18 protein-coding genes are annotated in these 17,232 nt (G+C 61.8%); 7 read left to right on the top strand and 11 right to left on the bottom strand.

Annotated features, from left to right (window positions below; translation table 11 throughout):
• The first annotated feature begins 15 nt into the window (after positions 1–15).
• Complete coding sequence (gene msrA, locus FHT69_RS11715) at positions 16–525, top strand: peptide-methionine (S)-S-oxide reductase MsrA (RefSeq protein WP_063476129.1); 510 nt, start codon at positions 16–18, stop codon at positions 523–525.
• Between the two features lie 6 nt (positions 526–531).
• Here msrA and FHT69_RS11710 read toward each other — a convergent pair whose 3' ends face one another.
• Positions 532–1,404, bottom strand: a complete 873-nt coding sequence (locus FHT69_RS11710; RefSeq protein ID WP_063476130.1) for a LysR family transcriptional regulator — start codon at positions 1,402–1,404, stop codon at positions 532–534.
• 93 nt (positions 1,405–1,497) lie between these two features.
• Here FHT69_RS11710 and FHT69_RS11705 point away from each other — a divergent pair, with 93 nt between their 5' ends.
• Together FHT69_RS11705 and FHT69_RS11700 are read left to right on the top strand one after the other, a co-directional pair.
• Positions 1,498–2,283 (top strand): SDR family oxidoreductase, encoded by a 786-nt coding sequence (locus FHT69_RS11705; protein ID WP_063476131.1) that lies wholly within the window; start codon positions 1,498–1,500, stop codon positions 2,281–2,283.
• 27 nt (positions 2,284–2,310) lie between these two features.
• Positions 2,311–3,009, top strand: a complete 699-nt coding sequence (locus tag FHT69_RS11700; RefSeq protein WP_063476132.1) for a ribonuclease activity regulator RraA — start codon at positions 2,311–2,313, stop codon at positions 3,007–3,009.
• A 351-nt stretch (positions 3,010–3,360) separates the two neighbouring features.
• Here FHT69_RS11700 and FHT69_RS11695 read toward each other — a convergent pair whose 3' ends face one another.
• A complete protein-coding gene (locus FHT69_RS11695; protein WP_063476133.1) occupies positions 3,361–3,765 on the bottom strand; it encodes a nuclear transport factor 2 family protein in 405 nt (134 codons plus the stop codon).
• A gap of 87 nt (positions 3,766–3,852) precedes the next feature.
• Positions 3,853–4,914 carry an SDR family oxidoreductase gene (locus FHT69_RS11690; protein WP_063476134.1) on the bottom strand — a complete coding sequence of 354 codons (1,062 nt, stop codon included), beginning with the start codon at positions 4,912–4,914 and terminating at the stop codon, positions 3,853–3,855.
• 109 nt (positions 4,915–5,023) lie between these two features.
• Between FHT69_RS11690 and FHT69_RS11685 the strand changes: the two genes are divergently transcribed.
• A complete protein-coding gene (locus FHT69_RS11685; RefSeq protein ID WP_088930365.1) occupies positions 5,024–5,617 on the top strand; it encodes a TetR/AcrR family transcriptional regulator in 594 nt (197 codons plus the stop codon).
• A 293-nt stretch (positions 5,618–5,910) separates the two neighbouring features.
• Here the strand turns inward: FHT69_RS11685 and FHT69_RS11680 are convergent, their stop codons facing one another.
• From FHT69_RS11680 to FHT69_RS11650, 7 genes are all read right to left on the bottom strand, one after another.
• Positions 5,911–6,903 carry a carbon-nitrogen hydrolase family protein gene (locus FHT69_RS11680; RefSeq protein WP_082849748.1) on the bottom strand — a complete coding sequence of 331 codons (993 nt, stop codon included), beginning with the start codon at positions 6,901–6,903 and terminating at the stop codon, positions 5,911–5,913.
• Between the two features lie 333 nt (positions 6,904–7,236).
• A complete protein-coding gene (locus FHT69_RS11675) occupies positions 7,237–8,526 on the bottom strand; it encodes an amidohydrolase family protein (protein ID WP_063476137.1) in 1,290 nt (429 codons plus the stop codon).
• A 25-nt stretch (positions 8,527–8,551) separates the two neighbouring features.
• Entirely contained in the window at positions 8,552–9,496 is a 945-nt protein-coding gene (locus tag FHT69_RS11670) for an ABC transporter permease (protein WP_063476138.1), read from the bottom strand.
• Entirely contained in the window at positions 9,493–10,542 is a 1,050-nt protein-coding gene (locus FHT69_RS11665) for an ABC transporter permease (RefSeq protein WP_063476139.1), read from the bottom strand. Before FHT69_RS11665 ends, FHT69_RS11670 begins: the two co-directional genes overlap by 4 nt.
• The gene (locus FHT69_RS11660) at positions 10,532–12,064 is read right to left on the bottom strand and encodes an ABC transporter ATP-binding protein (RefSeq protein ID WP_063476140.1); all 1,533 of its coding nucleotides are present in this window, start codon (positions 12,062–12,064) and stop codon (positions 10,532–10,534) included. The genes FHT69_RS11665 and FHT69_RS11660 overlap by 11 nt, the downstream gene beginning before the upstream one ends.
• Positions 12,061–13,473, bottom strand: coding sequence for an amidase (locus FHT69_RS11655; protein ID WP_183905400.1), 1,413 nt, complete (start codon positions 13,471–13,473; stop codon positions 12,061–12,063). The genes FHT69_RS11660 and FHT69_RS11655 overlap by 4 nt, the downstream gene beginning before the upstream one ends.
• An 8-nt stretch (positions 13,474–13,481) precedes the next feature.
• A complete protein-coding gene (locus FHT69_RS11650; RefSeq protein ID WP_063476142.1) occupies positions 13,482–14,468 on the bottom strand; it encodes a BMP family protein in 987 nt (328 codons plus the stop codon).
• 235 nt (positions 14,469–14,703) lie between these two features.
• On the opposite strand from FHT69_RS11650, the gene FHT69_RS11645 reads away from it, so the two are divergent.
• Genes FHT69_RS11645 through FHT69_RS11635 form a run of 3 tightly spaced genes read left to right on the top strand, consistent with a single transcriptional unit; the run spans position 14,704 to position 16,876 of the window.
• Positions 14,704–15,333 (top strand): CDP-alcohol phosphatidyltransferase family protein, encoded by a 630-nt coding sequence (locus tag FHT69_RS11645; protein WP_063476143.1) that lies wholly within the window; start codon positions 14,704–14,706, stop codon positions 15,331–15,333.
• Positions 15,330–15,950, top strand: a complete 621-nt coding sequence (locus tag FHT69_RS11640) for a lysophospholipid acyltransferase family protein (RefSeq protein WP_063476144.1) — start codon at positions 15,330–15,332, stop codon at positions 15,948–15,950. Before FHT69_RS11645 ends, FHT69_RS11640 begins: the two co-directional genes overlap by 4 nt.
• Positions 15,947–16,876 carry a phosphatidate cytidylyltransferase gene (locus tag FHT69_RS11635; RefSeq protein WP_047613185.1) on the top strand — a complete coding sequence of 310 codons (930 nt, stop codon included), beginning with the start codon at positions 15,947–15,949 and terminating at the stop codon, positions 16,874–16,876. Before FHT69_RS11640 ends, FHT69_RS11635 begins: the two co-directional genes overlap by 4 nt.
• 32 nt (positions 16,877–16,908) lie before the next feature.
• Here FHT69_RS11635 and FHT69_RS11630 read toward each other — a convergent pair whose 3' ends face one another.
• Positions 16,909–17,232 carry a chaperone modulator CbpM gene (locus FHT69_RS11630; RefSeq protein WP_063476145.1) on the bottom strand — a complete coding sequence of 108 codons (324 nt, stop codon included), beginning with the start codon at positions 17,230–17,232 and terminating at the stop codon, positions 16,909–16,911.

Here is a 17,232-nt window from a genome sequence, read left to right as displayed (position 1 = left end):
ACAAGGAGATATCCAATGACCGAAGAACGTGCAGTCCTCGCCGGCGGTTGCTTCTGGGGCATGCAGGACCTGATCCGCCGATACAAGGGCGTGATTTCGACCCGCGTCGGCTATACCGGCGGCGATGTGCCGAATGCCACCTACCGCAACCACGGAACCCATGCTGAGGCGATCGAGATCATCTTCGACCCCTCAAGGATCAACTATCGGGAAATCCTCGAATTCTTCTTCCAGATCCACGACCCGAGCACGCGCAACCGCCAGGGCAACGATGTTGGCTTGAGCTACCGCTCGGCGATCTTCTACGTCACCCCCGAGCAGGAGCGCGTCGCCAAGGATACGATCGCCGATGTCGACGCCTCAGGCCTGTGGCCCGGCAAGGTCGTCACCGAAGTCGTGCCGGTCAGCGATTTCTGGGAGGCCGAACCCGAGCATCAGGATTATCTGGAGCGGATTCCGAACGGTTATACCTGCCATTTCGTCCGGCCCGGCTGGAAACTGCCGGTTCGTCAGAAGATCGCCTGAAATTGATCAGGCTCCCATCGCCGCGCGGCTGGTTTCCAGAAGCGCGGCGACGAGATTTGCCCGTGGCGAGGATCGCGTCGCCACGATGCCGACGGTGCGCATAGCGGACGAGCGGGGCAGGGGCAGCTTGAGGATATCAAGGCCAGCCGGCCAGGGCGGCGCCCAATCCGGGACGATCGAGATCCCGAGACCGCGGTCTACCATCACCGCGATCGCCTCCAGCGCGTCGAGTTCGTAACGCTCGACCGGATGGATGCCGATCTCGCGCAGATATTCATCGGCGATGTGACCACCCCATTGGTTGCGGTCGTAGCGGATGAAGGGCAGGGTCTTCAACAATTCGAGCGGATCCACCCCCTTACAGTCCGGCGGAGCGATCAGCACCAGGGGTTCCTGGCGCAGCTTGTTGAAGGTCAGCGTCTTCTGCATCGGAAATCGCGGTTCGATGATGAAGGCCGCGTCCAGCGCGCCGTTCAGAACCTCGGCATAGAGGTCCATCGAAGAGCCCGGCTTGAGGAAGATCTCGATCAGCGGGTAATCCTGGGCGAGGCGGTGGAGAATGTCGGGAACGAGACCGGTCAGCGCCGTATTGATCGCCCCGATCCGCATCTCGCCCGAAATCGTCGCGGTGCCGGCCATCGCCTTCAGGTCGCGTGTATCGCGCACCAGCTCCCTGCAACGTTCGAGAATGGCAAAACCCGCCTCCGTCGGCCGCATGACGCGACCGGAACGCACCAGCAGCCGCACCCCGAGCTCGGCCTCCAATGCGCGGATGCGCTGGGCGACGGCCGCAGGCGTGAGGTTCAGCCGCTGCGCCGCCTCCGCCAGCGAGTGCCGCTCGGCAACGATAATGAAGGTTTCGAGAAAGCGTGTGTCCATCGATAGTTTTTCTATCTCTTGAACGAAGCAGAAGCCATATTTTATTTACGATCCATTGCTCCGAAAGATGGCCCGACCATATGAGGAGATGAAATGGATTTCGGCCTGAAGGACAAGACGGCCCTGGTGCTTGGCGCCGGCGGCGGACTGGGCAGCGCGATTGCCGTCAAACTTGCGCGTGAAGGCGCCAGAATTGCCGCGGCGGATATCGATCTCGCCGCCGCTGAGAAGACCACGGCTGCGATCGAATCCGAAGGCGGCAAGGCGTTGGCGCTGCAATGGGACCTTTCCGATCTCGGTTCGATCGATGCGCATGTCGCTGCAATCGAGCGCCAGTTCGGACCGGTCGATGTCCTCGTCAACAATACCGGCGGCCCGCCGCCGACCACCGTCTCCGGCCAGGATCCGATGCTCTGGAACCAGTATTTCCAGAGCATGGTGCTCTCCGTCATCGCCATTACCGATCGCGTGTTGCCGCAGATGCGGGCGCGCAAATGGGGGCGCATCGTCACCTCGACCTCGTCGGGCGTGGTCGCGCCGATTCCCAATCTCGGCATCTCGAATGCATTGCGCCTGTCTTTGGTCGGCTGGTCGAAAACACTGGCGCGCGAGGTCGGGCGCGACGGCATCACCGTCAATATCGTCCTGCCGGGCCGGATCGCCACCGGCCGCATCACCTTCCTCGACGAGCAGAAGGCCAAACGCGAAAACCGTTCCATCGACGACATCGTCACTGAGAGCACCGGCACGATTCCGCTCGGCCGCTATGGCCGGCCGGAAGAATATGGCAATGTCGTCACCTTCCTGGCGAGCGAGCCTGCTTCCTATCTCACCGGATCGGTGATCCGCGTCGATGGCGGCATGATCCAGAGTATCTGACAGAAACCCAATTGGAACTGACAACCGATGGCCCTTAGCGCTGAAGCGATAGCAACCCTCAAGACCGTTTCGACCGCGACACTGACGACCGTTCTTCTGAAGAAGGGCCTGCGAAACGTCTGGATCCGCGGCGCCACTCCCCTCAAGCCCGGCCAGCCGCGCATCGTCGGTCCGGCCTTCACGCTACGCTTCGTACCGGCCCGCGAGGATCTCGCGACGCCGGCATCCTGGGCCTCGCCGATTTCGACGCGCGCTGCGATCGAGGCGATGCCGGAAGGCTGCGTCGCCATCGTCGATGCGATGGGAGTCACCGAGGCCGGCATCTTCGGCGATATCCTCTGCGCCCGCATGCAGAAGAGAGGCGTTGCCGCACTCGTCACCGACGGCGTGGTGCGCGACCTTGCCGGCGTGCTCGACACCGGCCTGCCGGTCTGGTGCCGCGGCGTCGCAGCCCCCCCTTCGGTCGCCGGTCTGACCTTCGTCGCCTGGCAGCAGCCGATCGGCTGCGGCGGCGTGGCGGTCTTTCCCGACGACATCATCGTCGTCGACCAGGACGGCGCGGTGCTAATCCCGGCCGATATGCTCGACGCCGTGCTTGATGAAGCGCCGGAACAGGAGCGGATGGAAGCCTGGATCATGACCAGGATCGATGAAGGCGTGCCGCTGCCCGGCCTCTATCCGATGAACGCCGAAACCAAGGCGCTCTACGAGGCCTTGAAGAAATAGGCTCCGGGCCAAGACGGTGGCAACTTTATCGCGAAGCCTGGGATTTTTGCGACATTTGAGTGGCCGGCTCCTACCCAAGTAAGACGTCCAGGAATGATCGCCCCACATTCAGAAGCGGTCATTCACAGACTTGGGACAGTTGCAGCAATGCCCCCTGCCAACGATCGGCTACCAACATCAACGGTCTTTGTAGGTGGTGCCTGGACGGACCTCTTTTACTGATGGCGGCACCTCGGCCGCCGTCGGTTGGCATCCTCTATTGAGAGCCGGCCCGCCCGCACCGTTGGTGTCCTTTGAACAGTTGTGCCTCGATCCATGGAAAGCGTTCGCCACAGCCAGCAAGACTTCCCGCTATCTGACGCTGGTCGCCTGTGACCAGACGACCATCCATTGCCCGTCGCGACGCTCATAGACATCGGTGTGCCAATAATCATGGAGGGGGACTTTGTGGCCGCTGAAGATAACTTCCAGTTGGGCGCGATATCGAATGACCGCCCCACTGCCGTATAGGCGCACATCGATCTCGGCGGGCTCCCACGTCAAATACCTGATTTGTCCGGAGGCAATCGCACCCAGGTATTCGTCTTTTGAAAGCGCTGCGCCGATCGGCGTTATCAATTGAAAGTCTGGAGCATGAAGCTGTCTTGCCCGAACAATATCCGCGCTAACGAGTGCGCGCAGTCTGGCGCGTTCAGTTTCGCGGAGAAGGTCGGCGTCATTGGTTGTGGAAAGGGCGTCGGCGAACGAGACTGTCATGCGTGTTCTCCATTTGAAAACGAGAGATCGCTCGATCCCTCACCGGGCGACCGCTATGCGCGGTAGAAATGCTTCAGAGCATAGTGATCACATTGCCGGTTCCCCCCGACGGCGGACCAATCCCAGGTCGATGAGGCTTTGGGCGCTGGCGCGTATGGCATCCTCCTCCGGGCGCGAGCGCCAGTTCAGGACACGCTGGGCTTTTTCTGCGCTAACACTCAGATCTCGATTGAGTTCGTGAACGATAATTCGGGCATTGGGGTCCGACTGCGCCATGGCCTTGACGACCTCATCGGGAACTTCGCCTGACGGAAGCCGGGCGGCGTACTCAGGGAAAGAAGCCGCAAGAACGGCCACCAAATCTCTGAGCCAGAAAAATCGGCCCCCGACGATGAAACGTTGGCTCTTGGCCACGGGATGGGTCATCGCTCGAATGTGAGCGTCTGCGACATCGCGCACATCCACTACAGAGAAGCCGAAGCGTGGAATGCCCTCGAATTGTCCCGTCATCAGATGATGGATCAGGCCCACGGACGTCCCGAAATTCGCGCTGAGTAACGGCCCAAGAATCATGCTCGGGTTGATGACCGCCAGATCGAGGCCAACCTCATGCGCAAAAATCCAGGCAGCCCGCTCGGTCAGGGTCTTCGACTTGTAGTAGGGCGTCGCCCGTTGGCCTTCCGGGTCTGTCCAGTTTTTTTCGGTGAAAGGCGCCTTCCCGTCGCCATGGTTGGTGGCGGCTATGGAGGAGGTGAGTACCACACGCTTAACGCGCGCGCGGTGCGCCGCATGGAGTACCCGCAACGCACCGTCACGGGCTGTCTGGATAAGCGCATCCTCATTTTCAGGAAACCCCGGGGGGAAAGGTGACGCCGTATGAATGACATAGCTGCATCCTTCGACAGCCGCAGTCCAGCCATCGTCGCTGTCAAGATCAGCCTGAACGAAGCTGAGGCGCTCAAGAGCATCCCTGTGAATTTGCGCGCGAAACTGGCTTTGTACGGCATCGCTCTTGTCAAGGCGACGAAGGCTGCCTCGAACCCGATATCCTTGATCAAGCAACTGCAAGCCGATGTGCCCGGCGAGGAACCCTCCAATGCCCGTCACCAAGACCGTTACAGTTGTGGGGTCGTCCGTCGCTGTGTTCATCGAAGCTCCTTGTGACCACGTCTGGGCGGCTCAACCAAATTAGACACATATACTATATTTGTCTAATCGTCCTTTTGACAGCATGGACCAAAAGTGTCAATATGCCCACATGATGCAAGCCGAGCAAAAAATAACGCAGATTTTGGACGCCGCCTTGCCGGTGTTTGTGCGCTTTGGCTTTCGAAAAACCTCGATGGCGGACATTGCGCGCGCTGCGAGAATCTCGCGCGCCTCGCTCTACCTGAGCTTCAGCAGCAAAGAAGAGTTGTTTCGGGCCGGCTCAATGCGAGCGCATACCCGGACACTGAATGAAGTGGCAGCAGTTCTGGAGGGCAAGGGGAGGGCAATTGATCGAATAGAAATGGCCATATCGGTCTTTCAGCGGGAGTTGATCGCCCCCTTTGGCGGTAGTGCCGATCCGGAAGAACTGTTTGCTGCCAATATGGCCTTGGCTGCGGATATCACGCTCGAGGCGCGGACTAAGCTATTAAGCATGCTGACACAGACCTTGATAGCCGCCGTGGAGAGCGATGAGATCGAACTTGAACCGCTGCAGGCCCCGCCCGCGCAACTGGCCAATATCATTGTGGCTGCAATGGATGGGATCAAACACGCGCGAGTTGACGGCTCCAGCCTTGCGGACGACACGAAACTATTCATGCGCCTCCTGCGGGTGGCCGTGACGTCAAGGACTAGCCAGTAGGCGCATTTACGCTATTGCCAAGCCCCGGTACCCGCTTTTTGCTGTTAGGCAACCGAATCTGTCGGGCCGACACGGCCGGCCACACATCAGCAATCGTATCAACGTCAGCTCTGTCACGAGCTCGTCCAAAAGCCGTTTCCGCTTCCCCCCATCTGTGCCGCTACCCGTGTGCTGCAAAAGTCCCGGCTTTTGCCGCGTTCGAAAGTCAGGATCTTCGCGACAAGGCAGAAAAATTCCTTGCCGCGCACCGGGAGGTCAGCGGGTAAACCACCCCGCTGACCAATACCTATTCGTCAGAATAGGTTGCGACCGTCACTCCTCGGATCACCATCTATCTGGTGTGGCGTGTAAAGGTTGGCACGGGCGTTTCGCCGCCAAGGTCTTGCGGGAGACTCCGGATCATTTCTGATGGTCGTAACAGCGATCGCAGCTTCCCCACTTGTGGGGCATTGTACCGCCCATTGCCCATCAGGCGCAGCTATTCCGGAAGGGACCGTGAGGCTCTGCGGCGCATGAGCTGAAAAACTGATCCAGTAGGAATTGCTTGCAGCGTGTCCCAATGCCTCCGCGGCGAAAGCCAGTGAAGGCGCTGAAGGCGCCTCGCCTGTGGTGGAGAAGAGGACGCAATCGACATCATGCCGCTCATATTCTGTGAAAATTTCCGGATAATGCAGTTCCATGCCCATCGAGCAGCCGAAACGGAGACCATCCACCTCAAAGGTCACCGGATTTTTTCCCGGCGAGTACATCAAAGAGATTTTCGTATTCGATAGCAGACGCTCGTCGTAGCGTGTCACCAGTTCTCCACGATCGGATATCACGTAGAGACTGTTATGCGGTCGATGTGGCGAAGTGAGCTGATGGACGGAGCCGAATATCGTCCATAGCTTAAGTTCGCTCGCAAATTTTCTGGTTGCCTCCAGTTCCTCCCGCAAAATACTCCATTCGCAGCGCGTCCAATTGGACGGGCCAATTTCCCGAGGCCCATTCTCAGACATGATGCGTTTGTTTGGCGAACAGGTCGCTCCCTCGGGGAAGTGTATGAGGCGAGCGCCTGTCTTATGCGCTTCCTCCATAAGGCGGCGCATTTCCACTCCGCTGGCACGGAGCGCCGAAATATCACGAGGATCGTTGAACAGCGATGTTTGGGCGACAGCGATCCGTATCGAACGGATCACGGCTTCGTCCGGTCGTTGGCGGATATGTTGAAGAGCTGCGGTGTAAGATTCGCCGGTTTTGGCTGCGCGAGCACGTACAAGGCGTTTGAGATTTCCGTTTTGCGTCATTGTCAGGCCTTTCACGCCTCGGACGCAGTTCCCCAGCAACCCGCCCGAAACGATCGGACCAAGACAACGGACTGAGACGAAAGTCCCTTTGCCTCCGTTCAAGACCATGCTGGGGAAGGTCTGGGAGGTTAGGCGCAGGCCACGCCGAAATAAAATTGTCGAGCAGATGCTGATTCGTCAAGCTGTTGCGATAATCCCGATTGAAGCGATGGTTTTGCGAATGATATTTGCGATGTCGCAAAACCCGATGTGATGCGACGGTCAGGCGCGCGGCCCTTTTTGTTTTGGCGCAGATGGAAGCTGCTCCGGTAAGCCGGTAGCCTCCACGACACCTCAATAACGAGGCACGTAATCCAGACCGCCGTCGATCCGGGCTGGGCGCCCTTCCAGGAAAAGCTCGCCGATGCGCGGCGCCGAGCGGGCGATGACCTTGCCGCGACGGATCACCGCCAGCCGGTTCGGCTTCAGCCGCAGCGCTTCCAACGTGTCGCTCGCCTGAAGGATGACCAGGTCGGCCTTGCATCCCTTTTCCAGACCGTAGCCTTCAAGCCCCATCGTCTTCGCCGAATTGACGGTCAGCGCGTCGAAGATCCTCTTCTTGTCGTCGATGCCGGCCATCTGTGCGACATGGATTGCCATATGGCCGACCTCCAGCATGTCGCCCGATCCCATCGAATACCAGGGGTCCACGACACAGTCGTGCCCGAAGGAAACATTGAGCCCGGCATCCATCAGCTCCCGCACGCGGGTCATGCCGCGGCGTTTCGGATAGGTGTCGTGCCGGCCCTGCAGCATGATGTTGATCAGCGGATTGGGGATGACGTTAATCTCGGCCTCCGCCATCAGCGGAATGAGCTTGGAGACATAATAATTGTCCATCGAGTGCATCGAGGTCAGATGCGAGCCGGCGACGCGTCCCTGTAAGCCGAAGCGGATGGTTTCCGCAGCCAGCGTCTCGATATGGCGCGAGAGCGGATCGTCGGTTTCGTCGCAATGCATATCGACCGGCAGGCCGCGATCGGCGGCGATGCGGCAGAGCGCCTCGACCGACGCCGTGCCTTCACCCATCGTCCGTTCGAAATGCGGAATGCCGCCGACGATATCAACGCCCATGTCGAGGGCGCGGTTGAGCGCGTCGATCGCCCCCGGCGAGCGGTAATAACCGTCCTGGGGGAAGGCGACCAGCTGCAGATCGATATAGGGCGCGACCTTCTCGCGCACCTCGATCATCGCCTCGACGGTCACAAGCCTCGGATCACTGGTGTCGACATGGCTGCGGATGAAGAGCAGGCCCTGCGTGACCGCCAGATCGCAATAGCGCAGTGCACGATCGACCAGTTCCTCCTTCGTCACGATCGGGCGCAACTCTCCCCAGAGCGCGATGCCCTCGAGCAGGGTGCCGGATAGGTTCATGCGCGGCAGGCCGAGCGACAGGGTCGCGTCCATATGGAAATGCGGATCGACGAAGGGCGGGCTGACCAGCCGGCCTGACGCGTCGATTTCTTCCCTCGGCTGCGCCTGGAGATTGGGCTCGACCGCGATGATCTTGCCGCCCTGGATGCCGATATCGACGCCCTTTCGGCCATCAGGGAGATTTGCATTTCTGACGATCAGATCGAACATCGGAGCCTCATTGGACAGAAGTGGTTCAGCGTTCGCCGCGACGATAGGGCTGCATCAGTGCCTGCGGTACGCGGGCGCGGCGGGCCATGACGGCAAGGGCGGCAATGGAAAGGATATAGGGCGTCATCAAAAAGAGCTGATAGGGTACAAGCCCGCTCAGCGCGGTTTGCAGCCGGAGCTGGAAGGCATCGAAGAAAGCGAAGAGCAGGGCGCCGAACAGCGCGCGACCGGGCCGCCAGGAAGCGAAGACGACGAGCGCGATGCAGATCCAGCCGCGCCCCTGCACCATGGTCGGGAAAAAGCTGTTGAACGCCGACAGGGTCAGGAAGGCGCCGCCCATTCCCATCAGTGCGCTTCCGGCAATCACCGCGCCATAGCGCACCTTCATCGGATTGACGCCCTGCGCTTCCGCCGCATGCGGATTTTCACCGGTCATGCGGATCGCAAGCCCAACGGGCGTGCGGAAGATGATGTAGGCCATCAGTAGGGCGATGGCGATCGCGAGATAGGTCGGCGCCGTCTGCGTGAAGAAGGCTGGCCCGATGAAAGGCAGAGTCGAAAGACCCGGAATGGCGATCGGCTGGAACGGCACGATGGTGGGCGGCGTATTGGCAAGCGGCACGATCAGCCGGAAGACATAATAGCTGAAGCTGGAGGCAAAGAGGGTGACGCCGAGACCAGCGACATGCTGGGAGAGGCCGAGCGTCACTGTCAGGCCCGCATGCAGCAGGCCGAAGACGCCGCCGGCAATGGCGGCAATCAGCAGGCCCGTCCAGAGATCGGCGCCGTGATAGACGGAAAGCCAGCCGATCATCGCGCCGAAGGTCATGATGCCCTCGATGCCGAGATTGAGCACGCCGGCCCGTTCGCAGAGCAGGGCGCCGATCGTGCCGAAAATCAGCGGTGTGGCGATCCGCAGGATTGCCGCCCAGAGCCCAGCGGAGGCGATGATGTCGAAGAGCTGCATCATCGCCGGATCCTGTATTGGGTGAAGAACAATGCGATCAGCATCGTCAGCAGCGACAGCGCCACGGTGACGTCGGCGATATAGGTCGGGATCCCGAGGCCTCGGCTCATGCCATCGGCGCCCACGAACATGGTGGCGGTGAAAATGGCGGCAAAGACGACGCCGAGTGGATTGAGGTTGGCGAGCATGGCGACGACGATACCGGCATAGCCGAAACCGGGCGACAGGTCGGTCGTCACGTAACCCTTGACCCCCATCACCTCGATCGCTCCTGCCAACCCTGCAAGCCCGCCGGAGAGGCAGGCGACCTTCACCAGCGTTCTGCCGAGGGGCACGCCCGCAAAAACAGCGCCGCCCGGATTGAGGCCGGCCGCGCGCGACTGCATGCCGAACACGGTGCGCGACTGGATGAAATGGACGAGGATCGCCAGCGCGATTGCGATCGCAAAGCCGATATGCAGGCGCGAACGGGCGATCAGCTTCGGCAGCATGGCGTGATCGCTGACCGATTGCGACTGCGGCCAGCCGAAGGCGAGCGGATCCTTGAGAACGCCATCGATCAGCATCGAGACGAAGAGCACGGCGATGAAGTTCAACAGCAGGCTGGTGACGACTTCATCGACCGAGAAGCGCAGCCTGAGCCAGAGCGGGATCAGGATCAGCACCATGCCGGCAATGGCGCCGATCAGCAGTAGCAATGGAATGAGAATGGGGGCGGGAAGATTGCCGAGCAGTTTCGAGCTTGCCGCCGCAACGGCGATGGCGCCGAGATAGAACTGGCCCTCGGCGCCGATATTCCAGAGTCGTGCCCGGAAGGCGACGGCCGCGGCAAGCCCGGTCAGCATCAGCGGCGTTGCCCGCGTCAGCGTTTCGGTTGCCGACAGCCGCGAGCCGAAAGCACCGGTCAGGATGCGCCAATAGGCATCGAGCACGGGCGCGCCGGCAATTGATATCAGGATGCCCGAAAGCGCCAGGGCTGCGATCACCGCGATGACGGGCATGACGATCAGCAGGGAAAGCGGACGGTGTTCGCGGCGCTCAAATCGCATGGCCGGCCTCTGGGTTTTGCTGCCATTCGCCGGCCATCATCAGCCCCAGCCTGCGCGCATCGGCGTCTTCAGCCTCGACGGGCGGCGACAGCCGGCCGCCGACGATCGCCTGTATGCGATCGGCAAGCGCGATCACCTCGTCGAGGTCTTCGGAGATCAGCAGCACGGCGGTCCCTTGCCTGCGGGCTTCGAGCAAGCGGGCGTGCACGGCTGCCACCGCCCCTTCATCGAGACCGCGCGCAGGCTGCGCCGCAATCAGGATCCGCGGCCGCCGATGCAGGTTGCGGCCGAGAATGAGCTTTTGCATATTGCCGCCGGAGAGCAGCCGGGTGCGAATGGCCGGGCCGCCGCCGCGGACATCGAATCCGTCGATGATCTCCCTGGCGAAGGCCATGCCCGCTTTGCGATTGACGAGACCACGGCGCGAAAAGGCCGATGAGGCGATGCGCTCCAGCACGGCGTTTTCCCAGATCGCCATTTCGCCGATCACGCCTTCCTCGTTGCGATCCTCGGGAATGCGGCCGATGCCGGCGTCGACGACATCGGCGACACCGAGATTGCCGACGGCTTCCCCGAACAGCAGAAGGTCGCCGGCGCTGCGCGCCAGCATGCCGGAGAGAAGATGCGCCAATGTCGCCTGACCATTGCCCGAAACACCGATGATGCCGAGGATTTCTCCCGCATGCAGCCGGAAGCTGATCGACTTCAGCCGATCGACGCCGCCGCTGCGCACCGTCACATCGGCCGCTTCGAGGGCAATGGCGCCGGCTGTCGACGGCTCGCGCACGGGCCGCGTCACACGGTGCCCGACCATCAGTTCGGCGAGTTCCTCTTTGCTGGTGTCCGACGTCTTGCGTTCGGCGACCATCTTGCCGCCGCGTAAGACCACGATGCGGTCGGCCGCTGCCATCACCTCGTCGAGCTTGTGCGAGATGAAGATCAACGAAAGGCCCTGGCGGGCCATTTCCCTCAGCGTCGTGAACAGTCGTTCGGCCTCGATATTGGTCAGCACCGCCGTCGGCTCGTCGAGGATCAGGATGCGGGCATCGTTATAGAGCGCCTTGAGGATCTCGACGCGTTGCTGCTCACCGACCGACAGGTCGCCAAGGCGCGCATCCGGATCGACCTTGAGGCCGAAGCGCTCGGATATATCAAGCAGCTTCTTGCGCGCCGCGGAAGTTCCCGAGCGCCAGGACCACAGTCTTTCCGTGCCGGTCATGACATTTTCGAGAACGGTCAGATTGGGCGCGAGCGAGAAATGCTGATGCACCATGCCGACGCCGGCCTGGATCGCCGCGCGCGGCTTGCCCTGCGGCACCTCTCTGCCTTCGATCAGAATTCGGCCGGCATCCGGCATGTAATGGCCGAAAAGGATGCTCATCAGCGTGGTCTTGCCCGCACCGTTCTCGCCAAGCAGCGCCACGACCTCACCCTTGGCAAGAGTCATGGAAATATCGTCATTGGCGAGATTGGCGCCGAAACGCTTGCTGACGCCTGTGATCTCCAGCACCGGCCCGGTCATGACGGCAGTCCCGCGACGGGAAACCGATGCTGCCACCGCCCCTCGGACTCCAAGCGTGCGGCAAGCGACAGCAGGCGCGGTTCGTGACCCATCGGCGCTATGATCTGCACCGGCAGCGGCAGGGCGTGCTCATCCTGTCCGAAAGGCAGCGTCAAAGCAGGAAAACCCGAAATATTGGCGAGGCAGGCAAGCGGCGCAAAGGCCGTCATCCGCTCGAGATGCAGATCCGTGTCGGTATGATCGGACGGAAAGGAGCCGATCGCAAGAGGCGCAGACGAAAGCATCGGCATGAGAATGCAATCGACCTTGTCGAACAGCGTCCAGAGCTTATGGCTCACCAGAACGGCCTCGTTCAGCGTGTTCCAGAGCGATGTGACCGAAAGCCCTCGTCCGCGCGCAGCAAAAGCCTGCGTCAGAGGCTCGGCCCTGCTTTCATCCAGAGCCGCCGCCTCGATGAGCGCCGCAAGGTTGGCGGAGACGATATCGGCGAAGGCGCGGCCGCTTGACGTGACGCTTCCTTCGAACTCGGCCCAGCTCAACGGAACGATCAGGTGTCCGTCATTCTCGAGCGCACGAGCCGCATCCTCGACGGCTGCGAGCCGATCACCCTCCGTCGGATAGACCGGCCCAGTATCAACCAGCAGGCCGGCTCGCAAACGACCGTCGTTGCTATCGACAGAGGAGGGGTCCGGAAAAGGTCCTCGTGAATCGCCGGCCAACCCGTCGAATATCAGCGCCGTATCCCGCACCGAACGGCAGACCGCGAGTTCGCTGGCGATACCGGCGAGGTGGTTGCCAAAGGAGGGGCCGCCCGGGATGGCGCCGCGCGTCGGCTTCATTCCGACGAGGCCGCAGCAGGCGGCGGGCACACGGATCGAGCCGCCCGCGTCGGTGGCATGTGCGATCGCAACGATCCCGGCGGCAACCGCAGCCGCCGCACCGCCGGAGGAGCCGCCCGCGGTCCGGGCCGGATCGAGCGGGTTGCGGCAGAGAGGCCCGATCGCCGGTTCGCTGGCAAGCGACAGCCCAAATTCCGGGCTCGTCGTCAGGCCGAACAGGCAGAAGCCGGCGTCGCGGAAACGAGCAGCCAGATCGGAATCCGCTTCGCCGCCCTTTCTTTCGAAGAGACGGGAACCGGCGGTGACCGGCAGCCCGGCGAAGGGGCCGCCAAGATCTTTCGCCAAACTCGGCACACCGGCAAAGGGCCTGATGGAAAAGCGATCCGGCGCGCTCCGCCGCTCCCGGTCGCGGTCGTCCGCCGAGGCAAGGCCCATGGCGGCATCGAGATAGGCGAGCGCGCCGAGCGCCGCCTGCCGCGCAGCGGCCTCAAGAGAAGCCTGCATCGCCTCGGCAGCGCTCAGCTTGCCATGCCGGATCGCTGCCGCCAGGTCGGTCGCATCGCTTTGCATGAGTCGAATTACTTCGGCTCGTCCATCATCTTCGGAACCTCGAAGGTGCCGGCCTTGATCTCCGCCCGCTTGGCTTCCATCGCAGCCTCCGCATCGGCGGGCGCCACGCCCTTCACAAAGACGATATCGCTGCCGCCTTCCTTCATCAGGCCGTAGGAGGTGTAGTTCCGACCGACCGGTTTTCCGGCCGCGACATCGGCGATCGCAGCGTTGAGGATCGGGCGGAAATACCACATGGCGTTGGCAAACACAGTGTCAGGGTAGCGCGGCGTATAGTCGATCAGCGAGCCGACCGATTTGATGCCGCGTTCCTTGGCGGCATCGGCGGTACCGATACGTTCGCCGAACAGGATGTCGGCGCCGGCGTCGATCTGGGCAAGACCGGCTTCGCGGGCCTTCGGCGGATCGAAGAAGGTGCCGATGAAGGCGACGAGGTGTTTTGCCTCCGGGTTGACGGCCTTGACGCCGGCCGCGAACGCGTTGATCAGCATGTTGACCTCGGGGATCGGAATAGCGCCGACCGAACCGACGATATTCGACTTGGTCATCTTGCCCGCCAGCATGCCGGCAAGATAGGCGCCGTCATGGTTCCAGGTGCCGAAGACACCGAAATTATCGCCGGCCTGCTCGCCGCTCGAACCCAGCACGAAGGCGGTATCGGGATAGTCGGCCGCGACCTGCCGGGCCTCTTTCTCCACCGCATAGGCCTCGCCGATAATCAGCTTGTTGCCCTGTTCGGCATATTCGCGCATGGCGCGGGGATAATCGGTGCCGGAAACACCTTCGGAGAAGACATATTCGATAACGCCTTCCTTGGCCGCGTCCTGCAGGGCCTTGTGCAGACAGGAGTTCCAGGCATTTTCAACCGGCGAGGCATGAATGCCGGCAACTTTCAGCGGCGCGGCCGCTCTTGCCAGCGGGGCAAAGCCGCTGACCCCAAGCGCAATGCCGGATGCGATCACTGCCCGGCGTGAAATCAGGATATCTTTGGTCATTGATTGTTCCCCTTTTTTACCATTTGGTTCAAAAATCATAGTAGCGCCTAAAAATGTGTCAAGCCGCGAATGGGCTTAAAAATCAGGCTGATCGGCCACCGCGACCTGACTGAAAAAACGAGGCATGGCAGGCTGCACGCTCGGCGCCACCGTGCTTGCCGAGCAGGATCTACAGGGGCTTGGCGCGACGACTCCGGCAGGATATGCATAGAACTATCGGGTCGGGGAAATTGAAATGGGTGATGAAGAAGACGCCTCGCGGCGGCCGATCGCGAGCCGGTCGTCGTCCTGGGCGATCGGCCTGAGTGCGTGGCTGGCACGCACCGGTGTCACGCCAAACGGCATTTCGCTTTTCTCGATCCTGTTTGCCAGCCTCGGCGCGGCGCTCATCCTCTTCACGGCCCATCCGATCGCCATGGTTTGCGCCGCGATCTCGGTGCAGATGCGGCTCGTCTGCAATCTGCTGGACGGCATGGTCGCGATCGAAGGCGGCAAGAAAACCAAGAGCGGGCCGCTCTACAATGAATTCCCCGACCGGATCGCCGACAGCCTGCTTCTCGTCGCAGCCGGTTATGCCTGCGGCTTTGCCTGGCTCGGCTGGCTGGCTGCGCTGCTTGCGGCACTCACCGCCTATATCAGGGTCTTCGGAGGAGCGGTCGGCCTTCCCCAGGACTTCAGCGGCATCATGGCCAAACAGCGCCGCATGGCGGTACTGACGGCGGGCCTCGTCGCCCAGAGCGTGGAGACGCTGATATCCACCAGCCGTTGGTCGCTGCTCCTTGCCTCCGTCATCATCGCGGCGGGAAGCCTCGTCACCTGCACCACGCGCACGATAAGACTTGCCCGCTCGCTGGAGAGATTATGATCGCACTCATCCGTCGCCTTCTCGTGCTCTTCGTCCGCATCGTGGTCGGCGCCCGCAGCGAGTGGCGGGGCTGTTCGCCCGACCCCCGCCGCCGCATCTATTTCGCCAATCACAACAGCCATGTCGACACCGTCGCCGTCATGGCCGCCCTACCGTGGCCGGTGCGACGACTGACCCATCCGGTTGCGGCGCGCGATTATTGGGGAACGACCGCCTTTCGCCGTTTCATCGCCGAGAAAGGCCTGCGCGCCGTCCTGATAGACCGCAAGCCTCTGCCCGACAGCAACCCGCTGGCGCCGGTCGAGCGCCTGCTTGATGAGGGGCGCTCAGTCCTGATCTTCCCGGAAGGCACGAGAAGCGGCAGCGATGAGATCGCTCCGTTCCGCAGCGGCATCTATCGCCTTGCATGCCGTTTCCCCGATGTCGATCTCGTGCCCATCCATCTCGACAATCTTCAGCGCATCCTGCCCAAGGGAAGCTGGCTGATCGTCCCGATCACCTGCACGGCGCGCTTCGGCAAGCCGCTGCGCGTCGAACCGGGCGAAGGAAAAGACGCGTTCCTGGCCCGCGCCCGTGCCGCGGTCATCGAGCTAGCAGACGGAGAGCGCATCGCATGACCAGCCATTTCTCCATCGTGCTTGCCGCGATCCTCGGCCTGTTGGCGGTCGCCTCGGCCATTGGCTTCACCCTTCAGCGGCGGGCGACCGAGCCCGGATCCGTCGCTACCGTCCACAATCTCAATGCCCGAATTCGCTCATGGTGGATCATGGTCGCGATATTCGGCGGCGCGATTCTGCTCGGCGATACCGCGGTGGTCGTCCTGTTCGCATTCCTGTCCTTCATGGCGCTTCGCGAATTCTGGACGCTGACGCCATCGCGGCGCGGCGATCACCTGGCGCTGTTCCTGTCCTTCTTCGTCGTCCTGCCACTTCATTACCTGTTGCTCGGAACAGCGTGGTACGGCCTGTTTGCGATCTTCATCCCGGTCTATGCCTTCTTGATCCTGCCGGCGGTGGCGACCTTGACGGGCGACGTCAACGAATTCCTGGCGCGGACCGCCAGGGTGCAATGGGGATTGATGCTGACGGTCTATTCGATCAGCCATGCTCCCGCACTTCTGATGCTGCAGACCGGTACGCCATCCGCCCTTCTTCTCGTCTATCTCGTCATCGTGGTGCAGCTCAGTGACGTCTTCCAGTATGTCTGGGGCAAGCTCCTGGGAAAGCATCGCTTCTCGCCGAACATCAGTCCATCGAAGACGCTCGAAGGCCTCTTCGGCGGCGGCGCCTCGGCCATCCTTGTGGGAACGCTGCTCTATCGCCTGACGCCGTTCTCACCGCTGCAGGCGGCGGCCATCAGCACGGTCATCGTCGTCGCGGGCTTCTTCGGCGGCTTCGTGCTCTCGGCCATCAAACGCGACCTCAACGCCAAGGACTGGGGCTATGTGATCGAGGGCCACGGCGGCGTGCTCGACCGGCTGGATTCCATTACCTTCGCAGCGCCGCTATTCTTCCACATCGTCCGCTACTGGTACACAGCATAGGAACGGGGAGGCGGCGGGTCGCCTGGCGCCCGTTAAAATCTGTCGATTTCCTCAAGGCTGTCGAACAGCCGGCGCTGAACATCCCGCTCCTGCCTGCCGATGGCGGTCAGCAGCCTGCCCATCGTTCCTCGCAGGCCGTGCAACTCGTCGACCAGCTCCATGACGATATCGACGCCGGCTTCGTTGACGCCCATGTTTCCCATGAGGTCCAGGATCAGCCGTGCACGCGCGACGTCGGCGTCGCGAAATTGCCGTTGGCCGCCTGAGGTCTCGGGGATCAACCAACCCTGTTCGATCCAGAGGTCGAGCTGGTCGATGTCGATTTTCAAGTAAAGACTGAATTCGAGATCATCCAT

Origin of the sequence: Rhizobium sp. BK008 (genome assembly GCF_014197345.1) — a bacterium.
Classification (GTDB): Bacteria; Pseudomonadota; Alphaproteobacteria; order Rhizobiales; family Rhizobiaceae; genus Rhizobium; species Rhizobium anhuiense.
This window is presented reverse-complemented; position numbering and strand designations above follow the sequence as displayed.

Coding starts and splice junctions, on each gene's coding strand:
- FHT69_RS11675 (WP_063476137.1), bottom strand. CDS start 8,526: ATGTTCGATCTGATCGTCAGAAATGCAAATCTCCCTGATGGCCGAAAG.
- FHT69_RS11640 (WP_063476144.1), top strand. CDS start 15,330: ATGATCGCACTCATCCGTCGCCTTCTCGTGCTCTTCGTCCGCATCGTG.
- msrA (WP_063476129.1), top strand. CDS start 16: ATGACCGAAGAACGTGCAGTCCTCGCCGGCGGTTGCTTCTGGGGCATG.
- FHT69_RS11650 (WP_063476142.1), bottom strand. CDS start 14,468: ATGACCAAAGATATCCTGATTTCACGCCGGGCAGTGATCGCATCCGGC.
- FHT69_RS11670 (WP_063476138.1), bottom strand. CDS start 9,496: ATGATGCAGCTCTTCGACATCATCGCCTCCGCTGGGCTCTGGGCGGCA.
- FHT69_RS11680 (WP_082849748.1), bottom strand. CDS start 6,903: ATGACGCAAAACGGAAATCTCAAACGCCTTGTACGTGCTCGCGCAGCC.
- FHT69_RS11630 (WP_063476145.1), bottom strand. CDS start 17,232: ATGGATGATCTCGAATTCAGTCTTTACTTGAAAATCGACATCGACCAG.
- FHT69_RS11710 (WP_063476130.1), bottom strand. CDS start 1,404: ATGGACACACGCTTTCTCGAAACCTTCATTATCGTTGCCGAGCGGCAC.
- FHT69_RS11645 (WP_063476143.1), top strand. CDS start 14,704: ATGGGTGATGAAGAAGACGCCTCGCGGCGGCCGATCGCGAGCCGGTCG.
- FHT69_RS11700 (WP_063476132.1), top strand. CDS start 2,311: ATGGCCCTTAGCGCTGAAGCGATAGCAACCCTCAAGACCGTTTCGACC.
- FHT69_RS11695 (WP_063476133.1), bottom strand. CDS start 3,765: ATGACAGTCTCGTTCGCCGACGCCCTTTCCACAACCAATGACGCCGAC.
- FHT69_RS11660 (WP_063476140.1), bottom strand. CDS start 12,064: ATGACCGGGCCGGTGCTGGAGATCACAGGCGTCAGCAAGCGTTTCGGC.
- FHT69_RS11665 (WP_063476139.1), bottom strand. CDS start 10,542: ATGCGATTTGAGCGCCGCGAACACCGTCCGCTTTCCCTGCTGATCGTC.
- FHT69_RS11655 (WP_183905400.1), bottom strand. CDS start 13,473: ATGCAAAGCGATGCGACCGACCTGGCGGCAGCGATCCGGCATGGCAAG.
- FHT69_RS11685 (WP_088930365.1), top strand. CDS start 5,024: ATGATGCAAGCCGAGCAAAAAATAACGCAGATTTTGGACGCCGCCTTG.
- FHT69_RS11635 (WP_047613185.1), top strand. CDS start 15,947: ATGACCAGCCATTTCTCCATCGTGCTTGCCGCGATCCTCGGCCTGTTG.
- FHT69_RS11705 (WP_063476131.1), top strand. CDS start 1,498: ATGGATTTCGGCCTGAAGGACAAGACGGCCCTGGTGCTTGGCGCCGGC.
- FHT69_RS11690 (WP_063476134.1), bottom strand. CDS start 4,914: ATGAACACAGCGACGGACGACCCCACAACTGTAACGGTCTTGGTGACG.